Below are 23273 nucleotides of genomic sequence, written 5' to 3' on the forward strand. Positions count from 1 at the left end.
CAATTCCCCATGCTAAATTATCGCATATTCCGATTTGGAATGAAGTTTTATTATTCTCGTTAAATTGACCTATACCAATGTATCCGATTCCTAAATTCATAACTATATGCTCTGTCAGTTCATATACTAAGTTCGGTTTTATGCAAATCGCCCAATTTGACTCGGTAAATTCAACATCGAAACCTCCTCGGGGAGCAAAATATAAGTTTTGAGTTATAGGTAAGTAATAATTTACTCCTGTTGAAATTCCGAAACGAGTTTTATGACTGTCACCAAATAAACTTATACCAGTATTGATAGCCCAATGTTCATTTAAGAAAAATTCAGCTTCTGGAGATATGGCAAATTGATGGAATCCATCGGTTACTTTATAGGATATTTCACCGCCCAATTCTATGTCACCTTTTTTATATTGGGCATTAACAGAATAAATACATGCAATTAAAGTTACTGTTAAGAGTATTGTTTTTTTCATTTAATAAAGTTTTTAAAATATCAGGACATAAAATAAACCTCTTTTTTATCACTTAGATAACAAAAGAGGTTTTATAATAAATAATGTAGTAATTTTTATTGTATACCTTGTGTTGTTACTTCTTTATTTATTTTTTTTACCAGACCTTGTAATACATTGCCCGGGCCGACTTCGGTAAAATCTGTTGCTCCATCAGCGATCATATTGATCACTGTCTGTGTCCAACGTACAGGAGCTGTTAATTGTGCTATCAGATTTTCTTTTATTATTTCCGGATCAGTTTCTGCTTTTGCGTTTACATTCTGATAAACTGGACATTTGGGGGTAAAGAATTGTGTTTTATGGATAGCTTCTGCTAATTCTGCACGAGCAGGTTCCATTATCGGAGAATGGAAAGCTCCCCCTACTTTCAGTTTCAAAGCGCGTTTTGCTCCAGCGGCAAGCATTTTTTCGCATGCAGCATCGATACCGGCTTCGTCACCTGAAATAACGATTTGTCCCGGGCAATTGTAATTAGCCGGAACAACGACTCCTTCTGTTACGGAAGCACATATTTCTTCTACTTTTTCATCAGGCAAAGCTAATACTGCAGCCATAGTAGAGGGGGTCTTTTCGCACGCTTTTTGCATAGCTTGAGCACGAGCAGAAACAAGACGTACACCGTCTTCGAAAGATAAAGCTCCGGCAGATACTAAAGCGGAAAATTCTCCGAGTGAATGTCCTGCCACCATATCGGGACAGAAATCAGCCCCCATCGTTTTTGCGAGAATTACCGAATGTAGGAAAATTGCCGGTTGTGTTACTTTAGTTTGACGAAGATCTTCATCAGTTCCGTTAAACATCAAATCGGTAATTCTGAATCCTAAAATTTCATTAGCTTTTTCGAACAAGGCTTTAGCTTCGGAATTGGTTTCATATAGTTCTTTTCCCATCCCTACGAACTGTGCGCCTTGTCCCGGAAATACAAATGCTTTCATTTCTATTTTTATTTTCTGATGGTTATTAATCTAAAAAACAGATGCAAAGGTAATCATTTTTTAATCCTATTTTGTTATATAATAAATATATTTCATACATTTGTCTTTAGCTGAAATTAAAAATGATATAAATATGAATACGCTTTTACTTTTAAATCTGGGTGCAGGAGAGATTGTTCTTATAGCTTTGGTTGTTTTGTTGTTGTTCGGTGGTAAGAAAATACCGGAATTGATGAAAGGTTTGGGGAAAGGTGTCCGTAATTTTAAAGACGGTTTGAAAGACGTTGAAGATCAGATCAATTCGGATACGGACTCCAATTCTGATAAGAAATAGTTTGCGTGAAAATATTTCGTTTTTTTGAGAGCAGACATATAGTGAATCTTTTATACGTTTTCTTTTCGCATCAGTTTTATTTTTTACTTATTTGATTTATAATCTGTTTTTTAGTTATTATGGAAGAAATGAGCTTTTGGGATCATTTAGAGGTATTGCGCGGTGTTATATTTCGATCGCTCGGAGCGGTTGTCGTATTGGCTGTCGTTTTTTTTTGTTTTATGACCGACATTTTTGATTCTATTATTTTAGCTCCTTGTTTTTCAGACTTTATTTTATATCGTTCGATATGTAATCTGAGCACATATCTTTCTTCTATAAGTGAATATCTGTCGGTATTACCCGATTTTTGCGGTGATGATTTTCATGTAAATTTAATTAATATACAGTTGGCCTCGCAGTTTTTTATCCATATGAGTACTTCATTTTGGCTTGCGATTGTATTTGCCTTTCCATATATTATATATCAGTTGTGGAGTTTTGTCAGTCCCGGACTGTATGAACGAGAAAAAAAGAATGCGAGGTTTGCTTTTATTATAGGTAATTTGATGTTCTTTATCGGTGTTGCGGTAGGATATTTGCTTGTTTTTCCGCTGACATTACGTTTCTTGGCAGATTATCAGGTTAGTGAAATAGTCCCCAATCAAATTTCTCTTGATTCTTATATGAATAATTTTCTGATGATGATTTTTATTATGGGGGTTGTTTTCGAATTGCCGTTATTGTGTTGGATGCTTTCAGGAATAGGACTGCTGACGCGATCTTTTTTTTCTAAATATCGTCGTTATGCAATTGTCGGTTTATTGGTTTTAGCTGCAGTTATTACTCCTTCGGGAGATCCGTTTACATTAATGGTCGTATTTCTTCCTATTTATATGTTATATGAGGTCAGCGCTTTCTTTGTGAAAAAGGATGTTCCTGAAATAGACGAAACAGAGATTTCAGATGAAGTCGAATCGAGTGATTGGTCTAAATAACGGTAAATGTGTTCTATTCTTATTAAGATAAGCCTAAAATATATGAATGTTGGATTCATTATTTTAATTCTTGATATATTTGCGTCCTTAAATGATATAGATTAGAGTGACTTATGAAAAAAGTATTTTTATTAATCGGAATATATTTCATTTTTGTGGGGTGGATCTGTAATGCTCAGAAAGTCGAAATGATTCCTTTTGGGGATATGGATCATTGGACGACAAGGGTACTTAAAGAGTCTGCGTTATTGGGCGGACATACTCGTTATATTTATGAAATAGCTCCGACAATGACGATTGAAGGGAATAAGCCTTATCGGCGTCATGCGCAATCGCCGTGGGCTACATCGAGTGTTATGGCGAGTCCTGCCGGAATTGTCAAAACCAGTACGAGTGTATTTCCTGAAAAGCGAGGAAACGGGTATTGTGCCCGTCTTGAAATACGAAAAGAGACTTGTAAAGTAATCGGGTTGGTGAATATTGTGGTAGTAGCTCCCGGTTCTATTTTTTTAGGAGGGATGGATGAACCCATAAAGAATACAAGTAATCCTCAAAGTAAACTCGATCAGGGGATTCCTTTTACAAAGAAACCTACAGCTTTGCAATTTGATTATAAATTACATATGGAGCCTCAGATGGTGAAGGCAACCGGATTTGGTAAAGCCGTAAATGTTCCGGGACGGGATAAGGCGGAAGTTTGCCTTTACCTGTTGCATCAGTGGGAAGATGAAGATGGGAATATTTATGCTCGTCGCGTGGGTACGGCTTATCGTAAATTATCAGGCAATACGCAGGATTGGATAAATAATTACCGAATTCCGGTATGGTATGGAGATATTACTAAAAGAAGCGACTATCAGAGTTATATGGGACTGATGCCTTCGGATGATCCTCGTTATACTCGGAATAGTAAAGGGAAAATTGTTCCGATTCAAGAATTGGGCTGGGGAAAGGCAGATGAAGAGGTTACGCATGTCATGTTACGTTTTTCGGCGAATGATCAAGGAGCATATATCGGTTCGGTAGGGAGCAAATTTTGGGTTGATAATGTAGCGTTTGTTTATTAAAACGATAATATGAAATAGCCTGATAAATGTTTATCGGGCTATTTCATATTTTGATTTCATATTTTTTATTTTTTCTTTTCGAATCAGTCTGAGAGTTCGGTTTATTTTTTTTCTATTGACGGCGACATAAGAGTAATGATCCTTTATATCGATCATACCTATATCTTCTTTATGCAATTCTCCTTTTTGTATTAAAAAACCGACAATATCGACTTTGTTTAGTTTTTCTTTTTTACCTTTTCCAATATAGAGGGTATTCATGGGCGGTAATTCCAACCGGTTTATGTTGACGGATAGATCGAATGTTTTCGGTTGTTTTTTCTGAATATATTCCGGAATATTTTCATCGGAGTTTATCAGTAAGTAGGCATTCCCTTCGGCAAACATGCGAGCAGTTCTGCCATTTCGGTGTATGAATGCTTCTTCATTAATCGGTAGATGATAATGTATGACATGCTTTATTTCCGGAATATCCAGTCCTCGTGAAGCCAGATCTGTCGATATAAATATGTTTGAGCTGCCATTTTTGAATCGGCATAGGGCTTTTTCTCTTTGAGATTGCTCCATTCCTCCGTGAAAAACTTCGTTAAAGATATGTTGTTCTGATAAAAAACAACCTATCCTTTCGGTACTTTCCCGATGATTGCAGAATATAAGTACCGGACCGGGTGACAAATTTCGAAGTAATATCTCGAGACTTTTTAATTTGTCCGGTTCAGGAGATATGACCAAATATAAACTTAATCTTTTATCAGACTCTTTTTTCTCGAAATATATCTTTTCAGGAGTTTTTAATCCTGTGAATTCAGGGATCTCCCCTTCTGTCGCGGATGTGAGGATGCGTTTACAAGTACAAGAAATGTATTTGATAATTGCTTCCATTTGTTCTTGAAATCCTAATTCAAGACATTTGTCGAATTCGTCTAAGACAAGAACTTTTACCGATTTCACGTTTATCCTGTCATGGTTGATATGATCTAAGATTCTCCCCGGAGTACCTATAAGTACCGCCGGATTTTGTTGTAGCGATTTTATTTCAGATTTTATCGGTTGTCCACCATAACAGCAATTTATTTTATATCCAGATATAATAGAATGGCTTACCGTATTTATTTGCATTGCTAATTCTCGTGAAGGAACAAGTATTAAAGCTTGTGTTTCTTTACATAGCGGGTCTAATCCTTGTAAAACTGATAAAAGGAAAGCTATCGTTTTACCTGATCCAGTAGGTGAAATGAGGATAATATCTTTTCCTTTTTCACTATGCTTGAGAGCAGCCAATTGCATTTTGTTAAGGGTTGTTATTCCTAACTTGCTGTTCAAACGTTCTAATAATGTATCTTTTAAAGTCATGTCGTAAAGATAAATAAATTATATTGATTCGGCTGGAAGAAAGGTCTTGATTTAATTTAAGAGACTATCTGAACTTTCCGACAAAAAATATTATCAGGCCTTTTTCTCGTTTTCATTCGTCAGATAGCCCGTTATTATCCTCGAAAAAACTCTCAAACCTGATCTAAAGTTCAGAAGATTAAAAAAGTATGTTAGTCTTGGATTAAAGATGTATTTTTACTTTAGTTATGAATAAATTAAATATTTGTAAAATAGGGATATTATGATTGAAACTTCGATTTTTAGGGGAGAATTTCCTGACAGTGATTATGTTTTGCAAGTGATAACGGACAAAGGAGATTGGAATGGAAAAATTTTAAAACGAAATTAGACAGAAGTATCCGGTTTTATTTAAGGATACTTATTTTAGTAAAAATGGAAAGAAAAAATCTCTTTCCATTTTTTTATATCTGTATTACTGGTATATTTAATCGATTAATAATTAGCGATTTTATTTATTTTAGTTACTGAATAAACACCATCATAATCGGCAGCAAAGCCATCATCTGCTTTACCCATATCCACTACTTCCAATTCTACATATACTGGGATTCCGCTTTTTATACCTTTTGTTATTTCATCATACTTTTGTGTAAGTTCTTCTGTCGGGTCAATAATCCAATAAGAACAGGAATCGTTCTCTGCGGTGAAAGAACGCACTTCATGTCCGATGATTAATTGTCCTTTTACGGGAAAAGGTTGTCTTGCCGCAAGGATTTTAGACATCGGAGTATTTTTTATTATTTCCGTTTCGTCAGCTTTGGCATATCTTAAAATGAGCTTTCCTTTTTTGAGAATCAGGCTATCTTGAGTCAACTTTTCAATAATTAAGGTGTCGGTAAAAGATAAAGTCTGATGATTGCCGATACTCGTACCGGAAAGAATTAACAGGTTATTTTTGTGTTCCCATTTTTCATATAATAAAGATTCCATATTGATAGAAGATGCATCACCTTTCGTTTTGAGAGTAAACCCCTGTTTCATATCCGGTATACCAGGTATGGGTTCGACCCAAGATCCTTCAATATTGACACTGTTACAAGCTGTTAGGATAGTTATACTTAAAATGACCGTGAAATTTATAAGATACTTCATAACTTTTGGTTTTAATTGAGTTTCTTTGTTTTAAAGATAAAAATAATATTTGGGGAGGTAACAATAAAAATCGAAGAATATTTATTATCGAGAGTCTGTTTAAATAAAAAAGCGATGAAAATATTTCACCGCTCGATTTGTAGCGAGACCGGGGCATGATCCCGGGACCTCATGATTATGAATCATGCGCTCTAACCAACTGAGCTATCTCGCCATCTTTTTTGATTGCGGTGCAAAGATAAAATGTTTTTTTTGAATTCACAATAGTTTTTCTTTATTTTCAAGTTTCTATTTTTAGATTTTATATAAATGATTGATAATAAGAATAATAATGAAAATGTGATAAGGAAAAAATAGAGATATTCCTAAAAATAGAGAGTTTGTCGGTGTAAAGAATTAGTAAAAGGAGGTAAAATCGGGAGTTTTTTGGAAAAGATTGTTTTTGTTCTTGAGATTTCTTGATAGGATTGTTCTTGTTAAATGAATGGAAAAGTTGATGTTTACTGGAATAGGATTGATCTTTTAAATTGTTTTTTTTAATGTTGTGGGAAACTATTCAATAAAAGAGTCTGTTTTAATATAGAGAGTTGTTATTAGAGCCGATTTAGATTTTGTTCGGTTTTGTTTTGAGGGTGTTTATCTATTTTTATGAGTATGATAGTGGACTATCGGACAAGCAAAAACGGAAAAATAGATTGAGAGAAAACTCAAAAATGTTTGATAAAATTGTTTTATCGTGAAATTTAAGCAGGCTCTTAATTAAAATTTGATCTTTAATTATCTATATTTCTGTTCTTATATTAAGAAACTTATATCTTTGTAAACATAATAATCGATAAAAAAAGATTGAGCAATGAAGAATCTTATTAAAATGTTTTTTGTGATAGTGTGTTTTTGTATGGTATCACAAGCTCAAGCCCAATTGAATTGGGGATTGAAAATTGGAGCGAATCTTTCAGATGCAAGCTTTAAGGGGTTAAAAGACGTGAAAGTCGATAATTTGTCAGGTTTCTTTGTTGGACCGATGATTGAATTTAAATTTCCTGTTTTTGGTTTGGGAGTAGATGGATCTTTACTTTATTCTCAAACTAAGATGAAGTTTATCAATGAAACAACAAATATCGGAGTTACCAATAAGCAACATGAGTTGGATATTCCGGTAAATTTGAAATGGTCGCGTAGTTTACTTAAACTTATAGGGATTTATTTGGCTGCAGGTCCGGATTTTTCTTTTAATTTGAAAAGTGATAATATCGGATCTGATCTGGCTGATATTGCAGGAAGTGCAGTTCAAGGAGACAAAGCCAGTATCAAGAGGAAAGCTGCAAATGTCGGTTTGAATTTTGGGGCGGGTATCATTCTTGTGAAACATTTGCAAGTGGGATTTAATTATAATCTTCCTTTGACAAGTTCTGCTCGTGAAGATATAAAAGACGGAAATGTGGCGAATGCGGTAGGAACTCTTTTTGATGGAGACACATTCGATACAAAAAATAAAAAATGGCAGATTTCTGTTGCATATTTATTTTAAGGAGAGCTATTCTATAATGAGTTAAAAAGAATTTATATAATTAATAAAGCGTACTACCAAAAGTGTTTATATTCGGCTTGGGTAGCACGCTTTATTTTGATATACGGGATTTTATCCTCCTTTGAGCGAAGATTTGTTAAGTTGAAATTCAGAAGTGCATTTCATTTTTTAGAAAATATCTATATAATTATAAATAAGAAAAATTTCGATTGACTAAAAAAACAGGAAGGTAAGCCGAAATTACCTTCCTGTTTTTCATTTTAGGAAATACAATAAACTATTTGGACCGATGATATTTTATATGTGATGTGTTTATCTGATTTTTATTGAAGTCAAAGTTTAAATTGTTCTCTCAATATATCGAGATAAGTCGTTCCATAACCGTTTCCATATTCCGGATCGGTAGGTTCTATTGCTGAATAGTACGCCCAATCATTGAATGATTCGAGGAATACGATTCGAGTACCTCCCAGATGCCTTTTAGCGACATTGCACATTGTTCGGAAAGTATCTGGATTTTTGTCCACTATCGGTTGATTATATTGGTTTCCCATGTTTATGTAAGCATTACGGGACGGACTGATTGTAGGTATAAAGTCGATTCCGAAATGAGAAGCGGCGAATTCTTGATTATATTGCCAATTCTGATCGATCATTTGAGGATACATGTAAGCCCGGTTAAAATTATTTTGATCATACATGCTTTTTGTGGTAATCGCGTCTACTTTGCCTGCACAATGAAAAACTTCGAAACGTCCAGTAGGAGCCCAAGCATCTTGTTGTGCTACGATAAATATTTCTTTTCCACAAGCCTCACGAACTGCTGTGCGCAATTTGTCATAAAGAGCTTTCGAATCTTTCGTGTAAATTTTATGCGGATTAAAGATTACTACCAGCGGTCTTCCGTTTATATGATAGTAGTTATCATCTCCAAAATAATTTACGGCTATTTGTTCAAAGGCTTTACACATGATATCTGTCCGGGACATTTTTTCTCCGGTATTGATCGTTTCATCCGGCATATCTTCGATCAATTTGCTATTACTCAAACCATTGGTGATATTGTTCGGGTTTATTGAAATAGCATATCTCAATCTTCCGTTTTCACGTTGCAATTGTACCGGATTTCCGGTAATTGCCTCTCCTGTATCGTCATCGGTATATTCAGCGCCTTTTTTACCTCCGAGAACATCGGTCATAGCCACATTTCCGCTATTTAAGAATGTTTTAAGGTCTATTTGAATAGCCGGTAGTATAAAAAAATCGATCCGGCCTTGTATCGCCCAATCTACCTGTTGCTGATATAACTCTACCGATTCGGGATTTTTAACATCGAAATTCATTTGTTCAGTCAATATCGGTCTTACGTTCGCACCGAGTTGTCCTTTCGACTGGTCCCAAGGTTGGGCTAAACGGGCTAATTTACCGTCATCCAAATTCCCCTTTTGATAATAAAATGCACCTACCGGACAGTCTGCCGTTAGTTCTACATTCGGGATTTCATAATTCAGGAAGTGATCTTCGACCGAAGGTCCTCGGTCTTTCTCACAACCGGACAATCCGGCTATTAACCCCAATCCCATTACCAATTTTAAAGTATGATTTATATAAGTTCTCATAACAAAGTCTATTATTTAGGTTCGTAAGTACTGATAACTGTTGCTTTGTAACCGATATATTTGCGCAATAATTTGCTACTGGTTACATCCGGATATGTTTTTTGAACATTTTTAATGAATTCTTCTTCCGTATTACCATACCATTTCTGCAAATGTCGGCTGCTGTAAGCGATGGTCCGGTTCATATAATTGGCATCGGCATTTTCCAGTAAAGGATTAACCAAAGCCATTTTCAAGTGAGTCTGAACATTGTCTCCGTTGCGTATTCCTTTTACTGGGTATGGGCTTTGAGTTAATAGGTCTGAAACGGCATTCCAATAGGCAGCGGTGTTATTGGTTATCTCAGACAAAGGATATACATATCTTTCGGGAATAAAGTCGTATGTTCCGTTACTTCCTTCTGTGGTGCTATTACAGAAAAACGGAGGAAATTTCAATACTCGGGTACGACGTTCGAGACACCAAGCCGAATATCCGTTGAAATAATCGGCTATATAACGTTGTTTGATAATTTGTTCCAAATGATTGTCAAAATCTCCTTCTCCGTTAATGTCGGCATGATAGAGACAACGGAAGTCGGTCAATCCTTTCCCGTTCGTGTTCCATTTAATACCGTTTTGTTCTTTATATTCTTTTACTGCATTTGTTAATCCGTATTGTGCGAAAGAGGCTTCTATTCCTTCATAATAATACCCCTCTGCCGATTTAGATCCTATTCCGTAACGTAAAGCAGCTTCTGCTTTCAGAAAACAAGCATCTGCCCAATTCATTAGTATACATTTTGCATCCGGTTTGATGAAGTCATAGTTTATCAGAGACCATTGCGTTGCCAAAACTCCGGTGTAAGGAGATTCATATTTTGTCGTACCGTTCGGTGAGTTCGGGTCGATTGCAACTTCCCAGCCACGAGGTAAAATTCCACTCCGTTCGGGACTCGGTAGGTGTGGAATACGGTAGGTTACGGCGATAGAATCCCTAAATCCCGGTTCGTAAGGGTTGGGACGGGTTATCGTATCGCTTACTGTGTATTGCTCCAGTGTTTCTGTCGGATCTACGAACGCCTCTAATCGGGGGTCATTATATGATCTTAAATAAATGAAAAAATATTCGTTTATACGAGGATAGTCTCCTTCACGGAATCCTTCTGTCGGTATTTTTTTCAAAAACCGGTTGTAGTAGTAAGAGACATCATTCGAGACATCACTACCCCATGCCGGAGCAACCATGTCGTCTAAAGAAGAGATGATCCAATCTTCATGTTCCATACATTCCCGGGCGTGTTGTTCTGCCAGATCAGGTGCAATATTGGTTGCACGCATAGCTACTTCCAGACGAAGAGTATTGGCAAACTTACGCCATTTAGTAATGTCACTGGTTGTTCCAGAACCAGATCTGAATATTGGATCTTTTTTCAAAACATCAGAACTAGCATCGGGATTAAAACTTTCGGATGCTTTTTTCAGCATATCCAGAATTTGCCGGTACATTTCTTCTTCCGTATCATGTTTTACGAGAAATTTGTTCGGATCGAAAATCATAGCGTCCGACAGAGGCATACCTCCATACATAGATACGACAATCGAATAAATATAAGCTTTCCATGTGCGGGCTATAGCGACTCGGTTTTCATAACCCGAAATACCATCGTATTGTCGTTCTGTTAATTCGAGATCGCGGATGATTTCGACATAAAATTTTTTATAAAAAGAGTCCGATGTACTTTCATTCATATCGACAGAACCTCCGAAATGTCCGGAATAACGTGCCCACCAGCACATCAGATTATAATTCATTTCCGCTACTGCATTTATCGTTTTATATACCGATCCCGGGAAGATACTTTCCAGATTTGCTTCGTATATTTTGTTGGGGTTGATATTTATATCTTCGAAGTTATCGGTGCAGGAAACCGCAGTGCCCAATGCGATGGCTGTACAGATAGATATTATTGTTTTTTTCATAAATGTGTTTGTTTAGAATGATACTTTCAGGTCAAAACCATAATTTGCCGAAGGTAGGGCAAAACCCATTTCAAGACCTTGTCCGTTGCTTGTCGTACTTGTAGCTTCCGGATCGAGCCCTCTCGGCGTATTTTGAAGTATAATTGCCAGGTTACGCCCGACGGCTGCTATGCGTGCCGATTTGAACGGGGTTTTTCGCAGGAATTTTTTCGGCAGATTATATCCGATACTTACTTCACGTAATTTGATGTAAGAAGCATCATATACATATCGACTTTGTTGTCTGAATGATTCTCCTTGCCAGTAGTTTTGCGGTTCGTAGGCTATATTGCACGGCTTACCGGCCCAAAATTCAACGTTTTCGTTATATACTCGATTAGGAGCATATACACCTTTAGGACGTGATGCATCTATATATGGGACATAATTAGCCGCATAGTCGGTATTAGCTTTGTTGGTGTATTGCGGTTGCAAAAAGCCTCGGCGCTCTTCGGTATTTTCTCCGACAATCAGGTTACTGTAAAGATATTCGTCACGTCCCTCCAGTGATTGGACACTGAGTCCATTGCCAGAGGCTTGATATCCGGAATAGGACCAAACTTTGCCTCCTTTCTTGAAATCGAAATGGAATCCGAAGTCTAAATCTCTCCATCTGAATTTATTACTCCAGCCACCGATCCAGTCGGGAGATACCGAACCGAAATAATGATCGACCTCTTGGGCATAACGGCCTTCTGCATTTACGAGGAATTGGCCTTGTTCATTTCTCACCGGGTCAGTACCATACATTTGTCCGTAAGGTTTACCGACTTCGGCGTATACCTGTACGCCGTTCAGTCCGCTCCATGAAGTCAGCATATAACGGTTTACTCCATCGATGAGCGATACGACTTCCGAATTGTTTTTCGACCAGTTGAGAGAAGTTGTCCATTCAAAATCTTTTGTTTTTACCGGTGTCCCGGTTACCGTAAGTTCTGTGCCCCAGTTGCGTATTTCTCCTGCATTGAACATCAGTTGATTAGCTCCACGTGCTGCTGTGACATCTGCCCGTACGATTTGGTCGAAAGTAGATTTGTCATAGTAGGTGATGTCGATATTCAAACGATTTTTAAAGAAACGGAGGTCTGCTCCGACTTCCCATGAACGAGTTGTTTCCGGTTTTATATTCGGATTTTTTTCCAGATTGTCACGTTCGAACCATGACATATCTAAATAAGAACCTTTATAGCTGTAACTGCTATATAACATGTCGAATCCGGTATCATTACCTACTTTTGCAATAGAGCCCCGTATTTTACCGAATGATAATACTTTGTTAATAGCTGTGTTTTTCAGCAGTTCGCTAAATACGAAACTGATACTTCCGGAGGGATAAAAGTATGACCAATTGCCCCTGCCTAAGGCAGAAGACCAGTCGTTACGTCCGGTTACGTCTAAATAGATAAAATCTCCATATCCGAAACTGGCAGTAGCAAATACCGATTCTTTCGTTTTTTTATTATATCCTGTTATAGCTTTTATTTGTGCGGCATTGTTTTCAAGGCTCTTTACATCGGGTTGCATCAATGCATCTACTCGGTCTTGAATCTTTTTGCTTTGTTGTGTGCGCACCGAACCTCCGAAATTAGCATTGATACTGAACTTTTTAATTCTTTTGTTATACATCAATAAGGCCTCGTAATTGTTATTATATGAATTTTCTTGAAATTCGTCATATTGCCCGTCGACATCGAACGGAGAGTTATAGTTGGAGAATGTCCATCCCGATCCGGTCTGTATATCCGTTGCTCCCCGTAATCTGAGTCTTAACCCTTTATAGAGGTCGAAATTTAACGTGATATCACCGAAGAACCATTGTTTTGTATCGGCATTCGATGTTTCGTGCATCGACCAATACGGATTTTGGAATCCTCGGAAAGAGTGAGGCGTACCATCCGGATTTTTGTAATCGGATAATTCTTCATACGATGCGTCGCGCGGAACTTGGGTCAGCATATAGATAGGATTCCGATTTGAATTATTACGGAATGCCCGATTATCTACATTGTCTATCGTATAGCGGGTATTGACATCGACGCTTAACCATTTTTTTAGTTTCATCGTAGTACGTAGGCTGAAAGCATGCCGATCGCGTTCGTTAAATCCTTCCAATATATCGTTACCGTGAGTATTGGTATAAGAAAAACGAATAGATGCGAGATCCGAAACTTTATCGATCGATACGCTATTGGTCATCATATAACCGGTTTGATATAATTCGCTGATGTTATTGTCTCCGGGGACATATTTTTTTACTTGTCCGTTACGTCCGATTATATCAAATCCCAACATCGGCATACCGAAACATAATTGTGAATAATCGGTAGTAAGGTTTGCCATTCCGTAAGGTAATGAAGGGTCATACCAGCTTTTATCGTATGTGTTGATTCCTGTATGTAATTGCCCGGCATTACCACTTCCGTAAACATTTTGGTACATCGGATATTGGTACAATGTGTTGAACATCATGTTAAACCCGTATGAAACGCCGAGTCCGGCTTTACGAGAGGCTTTTTTGGTTGTGATCAGAATAACGCCGTTTGCACCGTCCGATCCGTATAAAGCGGCTGCGTTTGCACCTTTCAATACTTCGATGCTCTCGATGTCATCGGGATTGATGTTGTTTGCAGCATTACCGTAGTCCATATCATCTACTTCACCCATTTCGTTCATAATGGGAATACCGTCTATGACATATAACGGCTGATTGTTCCCGGTAAGAGAATTGTTTCCGCGAATAACGACACGTGTTGAAGATGTCGGTCCTCCGGCCGAGATAAATTGCACGCCGGATACTTTTCCGGATAGCATATTCAACAAATTTGCATCCCGTACTTCCGTTGTAGTGCCGATGTCGATAGATTGGCGAGCATATCCTAAGGATTTTGCATCCCGGCTTATTCCTAAAGCGGTGACAACAACCTCATCCAGTTTTTTCGTGTCTTCGGCAAGTGTTACTTTGATGTCCTTTTTATTTTTATCGATACGAACATTTTGTGCTTTATATCCGATAAAAGAGACCCGTATCAAAGAATTTTCTTTGGCCTGAATACTGAATTTCCCTTCTATATTGGTAACAGTGCTTGCTGTACCTCCGACTACGGATATGTTAGCACCTATGATTACATCGCCGTTTTCATCGACGACTGTACCGTTGACCTTTATCGTTGAGTTTTGTGCAAAAGCTGTTCCGAACGATAAAAATGCGATCAACAGAAACAGTGCGAATCTGAAAACCGGATGATATACACCGGTATTTTCCGTTTTTCTGTTTTTTAAATGTTTCATGGTTTGTTATAAATGTGTGAATATTATTTTAGCTGAAATATTTCATATTGACCGTTACCGGATCATGATTTTCTGAGAATAAGTTTTCCCGCCCGATACTATGCGGATAATATAAATATCCGGGTTCAGGTTGTCTACATAGATTTCTTCCCGGATATTTTGTCCGGATAGTTTCTCCGATGCGATCAGTTTTCCGGATAAACTATAAATTTCGGCTTTTGTAATTGTCTGTGTAGATTCTACGACCAGACCGTTATTCGTGTAGTAGGCTTTTACCGTTGCATTCTCTTGGTCTGATTCTATTTCTGTTTTTTCTACGGCCAAAGCATATATGTCATAGTCGAGTTCTTCTTCGGTAGCTTCGCAAGACCCTGCATAACATTTGCCATCGGTAAAAGGACGGATCTTCCCGACTTGGTCGGTATTGATATTCAGCGTTTGCAGGTATTGAGCATTACCGTAATTCATCGCTTTATCCGATATTTTTGAATCTAAAGGTATCGCAAAGCACTCTTCTGCATAGTAATCGAAATAGGAGGAAAGACCGGAGAGAGAACCATTGTCGGCGAAATAGTCGAAATAGTTGTTTTTGGTAAAGTCCGTTCCTTCGGCAGTTCTTTTCTGCATGTTGTCGTAACTGTCGTGTCCGACAAATGAGTTTTGTATATCCAGTTCGATTTGTTCAATATTCGGGTACTGAACCATAAAATCCGAATTTACCATGTTGGTAACATCTCCCGATTTATTATTTTCTATGATACAATTGTAAAAACGTTTTGTCAGTTTTTTGCAGTCATTCATGACATAAATAGCGCCACCGTTGCCTTCATTTCCGGTGGTGGTATTGTAAGTCATTGTACAGTTTACTACATCGAATGTAGAGTTCTCCATACCTTTACCTAAGTAAAATACGCCGCCTTTTTGTTTACAATAATTCCCGTACATGGTACAATTTACAAAGAGTATCTCATCGGTTGTATTGGCTCTGTCGTTTTCAAAAAACAGTACGCCGCCGTTATCACCGTTTGCTTTGTTAAGATTGAAAGTGGTATTTTCGAATACCATTTTTAAATTCTTTTTGTCGGTACGGTGTTTCATATATATAGCACCGCCACGATTTGAAACATAATTAGAAACGACTTTAACATCTCTAAAATATACATCTACGGCTTCTTGTGGTTCAGTTCCGAAAAATGCGCCTTCCGATCCGCCTACGTCACTGCAGTCGTTACTGACGAACGAGGTGTTATATACCCTTAATTTACCTCCTTGAGAACCGATACATCCCCCGTCTTTATTACTATTGCCCATAAACAGACAATTGCGGACGGTAACTTCGTATTTTTCTAAATCTGTAGCTGTCATAAAAAAAGCACCTCCGAATTTGTGCGAATCGTCATAGACTTTACCGTAGTTTTGATTGTTTTGGAAAGAAACATTATCAAACTCTACATTAGCGTTCCGAATGAAACAGCCGGCTCCTTTGTCAGAAGTAGGGTTTCCTTCTTTAATAGTCAGGTTTCGGATGGTTATTTTTTTGTTCAATCCATCCAGCCGCAAACATGTTGTCGTTTTATTTCCCGTAAAGCCGGTTTTAGTTCGAGTTTGGTTCGGATCACCACTGATTGTTAATCCTTTGTCCAGAATTTTGACACCTTGATTGTTCTTATTATAAGCGTCGCTGTTATAAATTTTATCGGCCGGTTCTTGGCTGATGTCAATAATTCCCAAAAGGACGATTTCATCGCCTTCTCCCGCTGCATCGACTGCTTTAGAAAGGGTCTTAAATGCATTTCCGGAAGATAACCCGTCTGCAGAATCATCTCCTTCCGGAGATACGAAAAGTTGCTTCGCAGAAAGAGGAAATAAAATGAAGCAACTCAAAATTACGCTGATCGCAATTTTACAAATTGTACTTTTCATGTCATAATTATTATTGGTTAAGAAATGATTAAGAAACACTCACAAAAGTATTTTTGCACACTAATCAATATGCGTTATTGAGGATTATTTATTACTTAATATTCGATACACGCACTTAATTTTTATGTTAAATCATGAAGAAAAATGAAGTAAACGACCTTCTGTTAATTTCTGATTAAAAAGTTGTATTATAATGAATTGAACCTTAACAAATACTCTATATTATTTGTTTATTAATTTTTTTTATGTGAAATCATGCCTTCTTTCTTTCCTTTAAACTGTTATCTTTGAATATAAACTTTTTAAGTATGAGATTGACCTATATTTATCATAGCGGTTTTGCAATAGAAGGAGACGGTTTTACGATAATAATCGACTATTATAGAGATTCTGACGGTGAAAATGACGGTATAGTTCATGATTCTTTACTGCATCGAGCAGGAAAATTATATGTCTTATCTACACACTCTCATTTAGATCATTTTAATTCGGAGATTCTGGAGTGGAAACAGCAGCGTCCGGATATTCAATATATATTTTCTCGGGATATATTGGAAGATCGACATGTTCGGTTTGACGGTGCTGTCTATCTTTCTCCATCTGAATTGTATCATGATAATACGCTTTGTATTCAGGCTTTCGGTTCTACCGATGTAGGATGTTCTTTTTTAATAGAGGTAGCAGGAAAACTTATTTTTCATGCAGGAGATTTAAATAATTGGCATTGGAAAGAGGAATCGACAATGGAAGAGTCGAAAGAATATGAAGATGCTTATCTGCATGAATTGGAGATATTGGCGAGAGTTACGGATCGTTTCGATTTAGTGATGTTTCCGATAGATCCCCGTTTAGGACGGGAATATATGCTTGGAGCGGAACAATTTGTTTGTCGTTTTGCTGTTGGTTGTTTCGCTCCGATGCACTTCCATGACCAGTATGAAAAAGCTGCGGCATTCCGCTCGTTTGCTGAGAAAAACGGTTCTTTATTTATCGGATGGTCTTTTCCCGGTGAAACAGTAGAATTGTCTGATTATTGAGTTAGACAGGTTTTTTATAGAAATATTTTTTGTTAACTATTCCGATTACAATTAAATGATTTTATAATAAAATAAACACAAGAGGATTATGAAGATAAAGGGACGTTTTGATCATTTTAATATAAATGTGATTGATCTTGAGAGAAGTATTGCTTTTTATAATAAAGCTTTGGGTTTAAGAGAAATTCGTCGTAAAAAGGCCGAAGACGGCTCTTTCATCTTAGTTTATTTGGGAGATGGATTTTCTTCGTTTTTACTTGAACTTACTTGGCTAAGAGATCGTACAGAAACTTATGAACTGGGGGATAACGAGAGCCATTTGTGTATTCGGGTGGAGGGGGATTACGATGAAGCCCGTCGTTTCCATAAAGAGATGGGATGTATATGTTATGAAAATACAGATATGGGACTTTATTTTATCCATGATCCGGATGATTATTGGATTGAAATTTTACCGGTGTAATGATGTGGTAGTAATTATATTGTGCTTTTCCTGATAAATAGAGAATAAAAGCAATATTCTTTGTCATGGAATATCGCTTTTTTACTATTTTTGCCTACAATAAATAAGTAAAATATGACTTCTCTGAAATCTGTATTTGAGGCAGTAAGGGTAGCTTCTCGTAAATTGAACCTGTTAGACGAAGCTACAATTAACGCTGTTTTATGTGCGGTAGCTGATGAGGCTGTGGCACAGTCAGGATATATCTTGGCGGAAAATGCATGCGATTTGGCGAAAATGGATAAAAATAATCCGAAGTATGACCGTCTGATGTTGACGGAGCAACGCCTTGTAGATATTGCCGCAGATATGCGTCGTGTAGCAGAATTACCTTCACCTTTGGGAAAAGTGTTGAGCGAGACGACTCGTCCTAACGGGATGACGATTACTAAAATTTCTGTTCCGTTCGGCGTGATCGGTATTATATATGAAGCGCGCCCGAATGTCAGTTTCGATGTTTTTTCGCTTTGTTTGAAATCCGGTAATGCATGTATTTTAAAAGGCGGATCGGATGCTGCTTGCTCTAATGCTGCAATCGTAAACGTTATTAACAAGGTGTTGATAAAGTTTGGAATCGATTCAAATACAGTGTGTTTGCTTCCTAATGACCGGGAAGCCACGACACAGTTGTTAACAGCTGTCGATTATGTCGATTTAATTATTCCTCGAGGAAGTAAAGGACTGATCGAATATGTCCGTGATAATGCTCGCGTTCCGGTTATTGAGACGGGGGCGGGTATTTGTCATACTTATTTCGAATCATCAGGAGATGTGAAGAAAGGGGCTGCGATTATTAATAATGCTAAGACCCGTAGGGTGAGCGTATGTAATGCCCTTGATTGTCTTGTGATAGATTCATCTCGTCTCGCCGATTTACCGGAATTATGCGCTCCATTAGAAAAAAGTCGTGTGATTATATATGCTGATCCGGCAGCATATTCAGCTTTACAGGGGAAATATCCGGCAGAGCTTTTATTGCCGGCTGATGAAGAATCTTTCGGAACAGAATTTCTTGATTATAAAATGGCAATAAAAACGGTTGCAGGCATTGATGAAGCGTTAGATCATATTTGTCGTTATTCATCTAGGCACAGCGAATCTATTATCAGTGAGAATGATGCAGTTATGCAGCGTTTTTGTAAAGAGGTGGATGCCGCCTGTGTATATACGAATGTTTCTACAGCCTTTACCGATGGCGGTCAATTCGGTTTCGGTGCAGAAATAGGAATCAGTACACAAAAATTGCATGCCAGAGGACCTATGGCGTTACCGGAGATTACAACTTATAAATATATTATACAGGGAGACGGACAAACCCGATGATTACAAGTAAAGAGATTTCGGATTGAATTTATTAAAAACGAACTTATGAGACATTTTACCAATGTGAAGGATCTGGGTGATTTGAGTATTGCCCTGAAAGAAGCTTTCGAAGTGAAAGCCAATCGTTTCGGATATAAAGAGTTGGGTAAGAATAAAACCTTGATAATGATATTTTTCAACTCCAGTTTGCGTACGCGTTTGAGCACTCAAAAAGCCGCAATGAATTTGGGAATGAATGTGATGGTGCTCGATATCAATCAGGGAGCATGGAAGCTCGAGACCGAACGGGGGGTGATTATGGACGGTGATAAGACCGAACATTTGCTCGAAGCTATTCCGGTGATCGGTTGTTATTGTGATGTGATCGGCGTGCGTTCTTTTGCCCGTTTCGAGAATAAGTCCGATGATTATGAAGAAAAGATTATCAATCAGTTTATACAATATTCCGGTCGTCCCGTGTTCAGTATGGAAGCGGCTACTCGCCATCCGTTACAGAGTTTTGCCGATTTGATTACGATAGAGGAGTATAAGAAGACAGCTCGTCCTAAAGTTGTGTTGACATGGGCTCCGCATCCTAAATCCTTGCCTCAGGCAGTTGCTAACTCTTTTGCTGAATGGATGAATGAAACGGATTATGATTTTGTAATTACACACCCTGAAGGATATGAACTCGATCCTAAATTTGTCGGTAAGGCTCGTGTGGAATATGATCAGCGTAAAGCATTCGAAGGTGCTGATTTTATTTATGCCAAAAATTGGTCGGCTTATACCGATCCGAATTATGGAAAAGTGATTAATACCGATCGGGCTTGGACGGTAGATGCAGAGAAGATGGCTTTAACAAATAATGCCTATTTTATGCACTGTTTGCCGGTAAGACGAAATATGATCGTTACCGATGAGGTGATCGAAAGTCCTCAATCGATTGTTATCCCTGAAGCTGCTAATCGGGAAATATCCGCACAAGTAGTTTTGAAAAGAATTTTAGAAAGTCTTTAAAATCTGTCTGAAATTTTGCATGAGTCAGGGAGAATTTTCTTTTGAGAATGTCTTTTATTTTTATGAGGAGATAGGCTGTTCGACAAATAAAAACAGACCAAAAGAAAACATAAAGATGACCTGACGGAATTTTCTCATTGGAAAATTTAGTTAGGTTCTTAAGTTGGAGTAATTAAAATAGTAAATGATAGGACATCTGTTAATAGGTGTCCTATTATTGTTTTTCTTTTTTTTGAGTATTGAGGAAAATATATAATCCTATAAGGCCGATATAATTTGTTATAAATAAAATCAGATACCAGATAATTTTATTCTTTGTAGTAATATCATTGTGATTCTTGAATAAGCTATAACCTATTATTATAGGGAGTATATAAATGAGTATAACGATAATCAAAGGAATGAAACCGAAAAAGAAGTCTGAAAAGTTCATAATAATTGATTTTGGGTTTTGTAATAATTTTATATTTTTCGACTATAAGAAAACTCTCATTTTGTCAAAATAAAATGAGAGTTTATAAATTTATCGATTAAAATAATTCGATTGTGATATTTATCGTTAAAAGGTTAAAATGGCTTTGATTTTTAAGTTCGTAATACAGTTTACTGTATTTCTATTCAATCTTACCAGTCCATCCGCCGTTACGTACTAATTTCATTGTCAATTTAGTAGAGTTTGTAACTACGATTTCTTTTTTCTTATAATCCATTGCTTGGCGGTCAGCATTGATGCCATCTTCAAAACAGGTCAGATGCATTTCTTTGTTTTCTGGAAGGAAGTCTAAATTTATTTCAATGGTACGTCCCGAGTTGTTAGTGATAGCACCAATGAACCATTTGTCTTTGCTGCGACGGGCAATAACAACATATTCGCCAACCTTAGCATCCAATACTTTTGTCTCATCCCAAACTACGGGAATAGTGGATATAAATTCAGTACAAGGGCGTTCTCGATAATAATATACCGGATTATCTGCCAACATTTGTAATCCGCTTTCGAATACGATAAACAAAGCCATCTGGTAGGCCCGTGTTCCCGATCCCATTGCATTGGCACGGGTAGATCGATTATCTTCCGGTTGTGCGGAGAACATAGAACCGGGTGTAAAGTCCATAGGTCCTACTGCATTACGTATGAACGGAAGGTAGATGGAGTTTTCCGGTTTACAGTTACCTCCTTGTTCCATACCCAACACACCTTCATACGAAAGCACGTTCGGATATCTGCGCTCTAATCCCGCAGGTTTGAATGAACCATGAAAATCTACGAACAGTTTGTGTTTTGCGGCTTCTTTGGCTACACGTTCATAATAGTTTACCATCCATTGGTCACTGCGATCCATAAAATCGATCTTTACACCGGCAATTCCCCAGTCAGCAAAAGTTTTGAACAAATTAAAATGATTCTCTACACTCAGCCAAGTCAACCATAATACAACCTTTACATTTCGTTTTTTGCCATATTCAATCAACTCTTGCAAATCTATTGTCGGATTCGGGGTAAACGGGTCACGAGTACTCTTTGCCCAGCCTTCGTCCATAATGATGTAGGGGATACCGAATGTCGAAGCAAAATCGATATAATATTTATAAGAATCCATATTGTAACCGGAGCGGAAATCGACACCGTATAAACGAGCGTCATGCCACCATTCCCAACTTACCTGTCCGGGCTTAATCCAGCTATAATCTTCGAGTTCGCAAGGGGAAGAAAGGATATAGACCATTTCATTGGCTACAATATCTTTATCGTTGTCGGAGATTACGAAGAAACGCCATGGAAAATTTCTTTTACCAGATGTCTTGGCGATGTAATCTGCCTCTTTTAGTATTTTCAGACTACGGTCACCATCTTCTCCAAATTCCAGCGGACACTTTGGGAAAAGAGATTGCATGCCGTTATTTCCCGTACTTTGTAAGAACATACAAGGATAATCTTGCAAATCGGCTTCGGATATCAATATTTTGTATTGTTTATTTGTCTCCAAAAGTACGGGTAGATAACTCATTCGGTCTGTACGCTTGTAATCTTTAGTTCGAACATGTGTATATGGATATTCATACGATGTTTTGAAACCATCCGGCTGAGATAGATGAGCCAAATAATCTGCAGGGAAATGAATGGTGAAATCTTCTCCCATAACTTCAATTTCGCCCTTCTTGTCTGTAACGAAACGGTAGGCCACTCCTTTATTAAATACCCGGAATTCAATAGCGTAATTTCCCCTCATTTTTAGATATAAAGTATTGCAATGGTTCTCGACAATCGCATTTTTCAGAGGAATCTCTCGCTTTATGCTTTCATCAATTTTACCTCTTTTCGAGCCTCGTAATTTCGGTTGCTTTCCCAACACTTCATCATTCAATGTCATAGACAACGAACAGTTATCCAATAGCAGATCTTTCCCTGAATATATTGAGTAATATATCTTGTCTTTCAATTCAATATTTACTTTTAGGTTACCGTTAGGAGATTGCACTTCAATTTCTTTGGCAGAAACTTTTTTGCTGTATAAACATAGTAATACGATTAATGTGATTTTAAAATATTTAAGTATCATAACATTTTATTGTAATAAAATTATATTTTTCTTATCGTTGCGAGTTTATACATAATTATGTATGTCGTATTTGACAAATATACGATAAAAAAAAATATTATTTTTATCTTTTAATTATTGAAATTATATGGCTTTAAGTCGTTTCGATCGGTTGTTAAATTATAAAGCAGGCG

General features: G+C 37.3%; 17 protein-coding genes and 1 tRNA gene. 8 read left to right on the forward strand and 10 right to left on the reverse strand.

The genetic code is table 11. The annotated features are described in order from the left end of the window. Nucleotides 1-475: hypothetical protein (locus Q0093_RS13600; RefSeq protein WP_297931506.1), on the reverse strand; the 475-nt coding region annotated here is incomplete at its 3' end. Between the two features lie 95 nt (nt 476-570). After that, nucleotides 571-1452: an ACP S-malonyltransferase gene (gene fabD, locus Q0093_RS13605; RefSeq protein WP_297931509.1), complete on the reverse strand. Its 882-nt coding sequence runs from the start codon at nt 1450-1452 to the stop codon at nt 571-573. 133 nt (nt 1453-1585) lie between these two features. Between fabD and Q0093_RS13610 the strand changes: the two genes are divergently transcribed. From Q0093_RS13610 to Q0093_RS13620, 3 genes are all read left to right on the forward strand, one after another. Continuing rightward, nucleotides 1586-1786 carry a twin-arginine translocase TatA/TatE family subunit gene (locus tag Q0093_RS13610; RefSeq protein WP_294178959.1) on the forward strand — a complete coding sequence of 67 codons (201 nt, stop codon included), beginning with the start codon at nt 1586-1588 and terminating at the stop codon, nt 1784-1786. Nucleotides 1787-1905: 119 nt separating this feature from the next. Beyond that, a complete protein-coding gene (gene tatC / locus Q0093_RS13615) occupies nt 1906-2763 on the forward strand; it encodes a twin-arginine translocase subunit TatC (RefSeq protein WP_294178960.1) in 858 nt (285 codons plus the stop codon). Nucleotides 2764-2876: 113 nt separating this feature from the next. Further along, nucleotides 2877-3830: a PCMD domain-containing protein gene (locus Q0093_RS13620; RefSeq protein WP_294178961.1), complete on the forward strand. Its 954-nt coding sequence runs from the start codon at nt 2877-2879 to the stop codon at nt 3828-3830. Nucleotides 3831-3860: 30 nt separating this feature from the next. On the opposite strand, the gene Q0093_RS13625 is transcribed toward Q0093_RS13620, so the two are convergent. The 3 genes from Q0093_RS13625 to Q0093_RS13635 form a co-directional block, all read right to left on the reverse strand. After that, on the reverse strand, nt 3861-5183 hold the full coding sequence (locus tag Q0093_RS13625) for a DEAD/DEAH box helicase (protein WP_297931513.1): 1323 nt from the start codon (nt 5181-5183) through the stop codon (nt 3861-3863). Nucleotides 5184-5657: 474 nt separating this feature from the next. Beyond that, entirely contained in the window at nt 5658-6317 is a 660-nt protein-coding gene (locus Q0093_RS13630) for a lipocalin family protein (protein WP_297931516.1), read from the reverse strand. A 140-nt stretch (nt 6318-6457) separates the two neighbouring features. Beyond that, nucleotides 6458-6531, reverse strand: a tRNA-Met gene (locus Q0093_RS13635). Between the two features lie 639 nt (nt 6532-7170). On the opposite strand from Q0093_RS13635, the gene Q0093_RS13640 reads away from it, so the two are divergent. Further along, on the forward strand, nt 7171-7848 hold the full coding sequence (locus tag Q0093_RS13640) for a porin family protein (protein ID WP_297931519.1): 678 nt from the start codon (nt 7171-7173) through the stop codon (nt 7846-7848). A 332-nt stretch (nt 7849-8180) separates the two neighbouring features. Here Q0093_RS13640 and Q0093_RS13645 read toward each other — a convergent pair whose 3' ends face one another. From Q0093_RS13645 to Q0093_RS13660, 4 genes are read right to left on the reverse strand one after another with little or no spacing between them, the layout of a single operon-like run. Continuing rightward, nucleotides 8181-9467 (reverse strand): glycoside hydrolase family 99-like domain-containing protein, encoded by a 1287-nt coding sequence (locus Q0093_RS13645; protein WP_294178967.1) that lies wholly within the window; start codon nt 9465-9467, stop codon nt 8181-8183. 11 nt (nt 9468-9478) lie between these two features. Continuing rightward, nucleotides 9479-11428, reverse strand: coding sequence for a SusD/RagB family nutrient-binding outer membrane lipoprotein (locus Q0093_RS13650; protein WP_297931522.1), 1950 nt, complete (start codon nt 11426-11428; stop codon nt 9479-9481). Nucleotides 11429-11440: 12 nt separating this feature from the next. Further along, nucleotides 11441-14755, reverse strand: coding sequence for a SusC/RagA family TonB-linked outer membrane protein (locus tag Q0093_RS13655; RefSeq protein ID WP_294178971.1), 3315 nt, complete (start codon nt 14753-14755; stop codon nt 11441-11443). Nucleotides 14756-14809: 54 nt separating this feature from the next. Beyond that, the gene (locus Q0093_RS13660; protein WP_294178974.1) at nt 14810-16678 is read right to left on the reverse strand and encodes a T9SS type A sorting domain-containing protein; all 1869 of its coding nucleotides are present in this window, start codon (nt 16676-16678) and stop codon (nt 14810-14812) included. Between the two features lie 308 nt (nt 16679-16986). Here Q0093_RS13660 and Q0093_RS13665 point away from each other — a divergent pair, with 308 nt between their 5' ends. From Q0093_RS13665 to Q0093_RS13680, 4 genes are all read left to right on the forward strand, one after another. Then, nucleotides 16987-17715, forward strand: a complete 729-nt coding sequence (locus tag Q0093_RS13665; protein WP_297931527.1) for an MBL fold metallo-hydrolase — start codon at nt 16987-16989, stop codon at nt 17713-17715. An 88-nt stretch (nt 17716-17803) separates the two neighbouring features. Next, the gene (locus Q0093_RS13670) at nt 17804-18178 is read left to right on the forward strand and encodes a VOC family protein (RefSeq protein WP_297931530.1); all 375 of its coding nucleotides are present in this window, start codon (nt 17804-17806) and stop codon (nt 18176-18178) included. Between the two features lie 114 nt (nt 18179-18292). Next, nucleotides 18293-19540 (forward strand): glutamate-5-semialdehyde dehydrogenase, encoded by a 1248-nt coding sequence (locus tag Q0093_RS13675; protein ID WP_297931533.1) that lies wholly within the window; start codon nt 18293-18295, stop codon nt 19538-19540. A gap of 45 nt (nt 19541-19585) precedes the next feature. After that, nucleotides 19586-20539, forward strand: a complete 954-nt coding sequence (locus Q0093_RS13680) for an N-acetylornithine carbamoyltransferase (protein ID WP_294178981.1) — start codon at nt 19586-19588, stop codon at nt 20537-20539. Between the two features lie 614 nt (nt 20540-21153). Here Q0093_RS13680 and Q0093_RS13685 read toward each other — a convergent pair. Beyond that, a complete protein-coding gene (locus tag Q0093_RS13685; protein ID WP_297931536.1) occupies nt 21154-23100 on the reverse strand; it encodes a glycoside hydrolase family 97 protein in 1947 nt (648 codons plus the stop codon). Nucleotides 23101-23273 lie beyond the last annotated feature (173 nt).

Origin of the sequence: uncultured Coprobacter sp. (assembly GCF_947855755.1) — a bacterium.
Lineage (GTDB): Bacteria > Bacteroidota > Bacteroidia > Bacteroidales > Coprobacteraceae > Coprobacter.